Annotated in this window: 4 protein-coding genes; 2 read left to right on the top strand and 2 right to left on the bottom strand. The window is 74.7% G+C overall.

Going from position 1 to position 2,498, the window contains the following annotated elements; translation table 11 throughout:
• The coding region (locus HMPREF0731_RS24875) for a hypothetical protein (RefSeq protein WP_040611849.1) at nt 1-219 on the bottom strand (219 nt) is incomplete at its 3' end.
• A 130-nt stretch (nt 220-349) separates the two neighbouring features.
• On the opposite strand from HMPREF0731_RS24875, the gene HMPREF0731_RS02335 reads away from it, so the two are divergent.
• Nucleotides 350-628: a NepR family anti-sigma factor gene (locus HMPREF0731_RS02335; RefSeq protein ID WP_040611851.1), complete on the top strand. Its 279-nt coding sequence runs from the start codon at nt 350-352 to the stop codon at nt 626-628.
• A 155-nt stretch (nt 629-783) separates the two neighbouring features.
• Complete coding sequence (locus tag HMPREF0731_RS02340; RefSeq protein ID WP_007002395.1) at nt 784-1,392, top strand: class I SAM-dependent methyltransferase; 609 nt, start codon at nt 784-786, stop codon at nt 1,390-1,392.
• Nucleotides 1,393-1,489: 97 nt separating this feature from the next.
• Here the strand turns inward: HMPREF0731_RS02340 and HMPREF0731_RS02345 are convergent, their stop codons facing one another.
• Entirely contained in the window at nt 1,490-2,494 is a 1,005-nt protein-coding gene (locus tag HMPREF0731_RS02345) for a glycosyltransferase family 4 protein (RefSeq protein ID WP_007002396.1), read from the bottom strand.
• Between the last annotated feature and the right edge of the window lie 4 nt (nt 2,495-2,498).

The following is a 2,498-nucleotide window of genomic DNA, read 5'->3' on the forward strand; positions in this document are numbered from 1 at the left end:
CGCCGCCTCCACCGCGCGCAGCCGGTCATGGAAGGCGCGGAACAGCCGCCGCGTCGCCTCCTCCGCCTCCGCCGCAAGGCCGCGCTCGGCCTCGGCCAGCAGGTCGTGCAGCGCCGCCTCGATCGCCTGCTCGGCCAGGGCCGGGTGCTCCACCGCGGCACGGCCATAGCGGCGCAGCCGCACCAGCAGGGCGCTGGCCTCCTCGAAGCTCAGCGCCATCGCACCCTCCCAAGCCATCCGGCGGGATTTTGCGACGGAGCACGGCACATTCCACCGTGGGACCGGTTTTTCCGGTCGAGAATGCCGCCGGAAATGGCTAAGCTCCGACAAGACTGCGTGAGGCCCCGCCGTGACCACCAAGCCAGGCGCCGTCGCGCCCCCCGCCCAGGACCCGGCCAAGACGGAGGCCGATCCCGCCCTCGCCCCGCCGCGCCGCCCGCCGCAGGGCGAGGCCGCCGGCGATATCGCGGATGACGGCCAGGGCCACGACCCCGCGGATCCGCTGCCCGACGCCGCCCGCCAGTGGATCGACGACCGCGTGCGCGAGACCTACCACCAGGCCGAGCAGGAACCCCTGCCCGAGCGGCTGGTCGCCCTGCTGCGCCGCCTGCGCCCGTCCCTGCACTGATCCCTCCGGCCCCGGCCCCGCCGGGGTCACGCGCCAGCCGGGGCGGGGCCGCGCCGGCATCGCCACCCCGGCTTCGCCGGAGTGTCACCCGTCCGCCACGCGCCTGTCGCCATGGCTGGTCCAAAGCCTCCGACGCTTCATCGCGGAGTCATGGAATGCCCGACGCGCTGCCGTCCCACACCCTGCCCTCCCCCGCCCGCCGCCACACCGCGAACGCGGCGCTGTTCCTGCGGCGCTGGCTGGCCAACCCGTTGCAGATGGGCTCCATCGTCCCCTCCTCCCCCAGCCTCTGCCGGCGCATCGCCGCCCAGGTGACGCGCGGGCCGCAGGACTATGTGCTGGAGCTCGGCGCCGGCACCGGCGTGCTCTCCCGCGCCCTGCTGGACCAGGGCGTGCCGCCCGAACGCCTGGTGGTGGTCGAGATCGTGCCCGACATGGCGGCGCATCTGCGCCAGACCCTGCCCGGCGTGCGCGTGGTCTGCGGCGACGCCTTCGCCCTGGCCGACTGCATCCCGGACGAGGCGAAAGGGCGGATCGGCACCGCCATCTGCGGCATCCCGCTGGTGCTGCTGCCGCTGGAACGCCAGCGCGCCTTCCTGGCCAGCGTGGACAGCGTGGCACCCGGGCGCGGCTTCCTGCTCTACAGCTACTGCGTCACCTCGCCTTTGCCCTATGGCAAGCTCGGCCTTACCGCGAAGCGCGAGGCCTGGACGCCGCGCAACTTCCCGCCGGCCAGCGTCTGGCGCTACACGCCGAAGGCGTAGGGACAAGAAATAAAGACAAGACAGATGCAGGGGGAAAAGTGTTCCCCCTGCACCCCCCTTCCTGTCTGTCAGGGCCGGCCGCCGCTGGCGGCCGGCATCAGCCCCGCAACGGCACCAGTTGCGCGCGGAACTGCGCGGCGCAGGCCTCCCAGGAGAACATCTCGGCCCGCGCGCGGCACGCCGCCCGGTCCATCGCCAGGGCGCGCAGGCAGGCAGCGCGCAGATCCTCCTCCAGCGCGCCCACAGGGGCGTCGCCCAGCACCGTCAGCGGGCCGGCCTCGGGATAGGCCGCCACCGGCGTGCCGCAGGCCAGCGCCTCCAGCAGCACCAGCCCGAAGGTGTCGGTGCGCGAGGGGAAGACGAAGGCATCGGCCGAGGCATAGGCCGCCGCCAGCGCCTCGCCATGGCGGAAGCCGGTGAAATGCGCCGCCGGGAAGCGGCGCTGCAGGCCGGCGCGCAGCGGGCCGTCGCCCACCACCACCTTGCTGCCCGGCAGGTCGAGCGACAGGAAAGCCTCGATGTTCTTCTCCGCCGCCAGCCGCCCGGCATGCAGGAAGACCGGGCGCGGCAGGCCGGGGAAGGCATCCGGCAGGCCAGGGCGGAACAGCGCCGTGTCGACGCCGCGCGACCAGTGGCGCAGCCCGCCGAAGCCCTGCGCCGCCAGCTCCCGCCGCAGCGTCTCGGTGGCGACCAGTGTGCCCGCCCCGGCGGCGTGGAAGCGCCGCAGCACCGGCCAGGACAGGCGCGGCGAGAGGCCGAAGCGGGCCGACAGGTAATCCGGGAAGCGGGTATGGAAGGCGGTGGTGAAGCGCCAGCCCCGCGCCCGGCACAGCCCACGCATCGCCCAGCCCAGCGGGCCTTCGGTGGCGATATGCACCGCCTCGGGCGCCGCCCGCTCGACCAGCGCCGCCAGCCGGCGGCGCGGGAACAGCGCCAGGCGCAGCCCGGGCTCGCCCGGCACCGGCAGCGCCGGGAAGCGCTCGGGGCCGATCACCTCCACCTGGTCGCCGCCGCCGCGCAGCGCCTCGGCCACCATGCCGAGGGTGCGCACCACCCCGTTCACCTGCGGCGCCCAGGCATCGCTGACGATCAGCAACCGCATCCCG

It is taken from the genome of Pseudoroseomonas cervicalis ATCC 49957 (assembly GCF_000164635.1).
GTDB lineage: Bacteria > Pseudomonadota > Alphaproteobacteria > Acetobacterales > Acetobacteraceae > Pseudoroseomonas > Pseudoroseomonas cervicalis.

Excerpts from the sequence above, each read along its gene's own strand:
- HMPREF0731_RS02345 (WP_007002396.1), bottom strand. The coding sequence starts at position 2,494 with ATGCGGTTGCTGATCGTCAGCGATGCCTGGGCGCCGCAGGTGAACGGG.
- HMPREF0731_RS02340 (WP_007002395.1), top strand. The coding sequence starts at position 784 with ATGCCCGACGCGCTGCCGTCCCACACCCTGCCCTCCCCCGCCCGCCGC.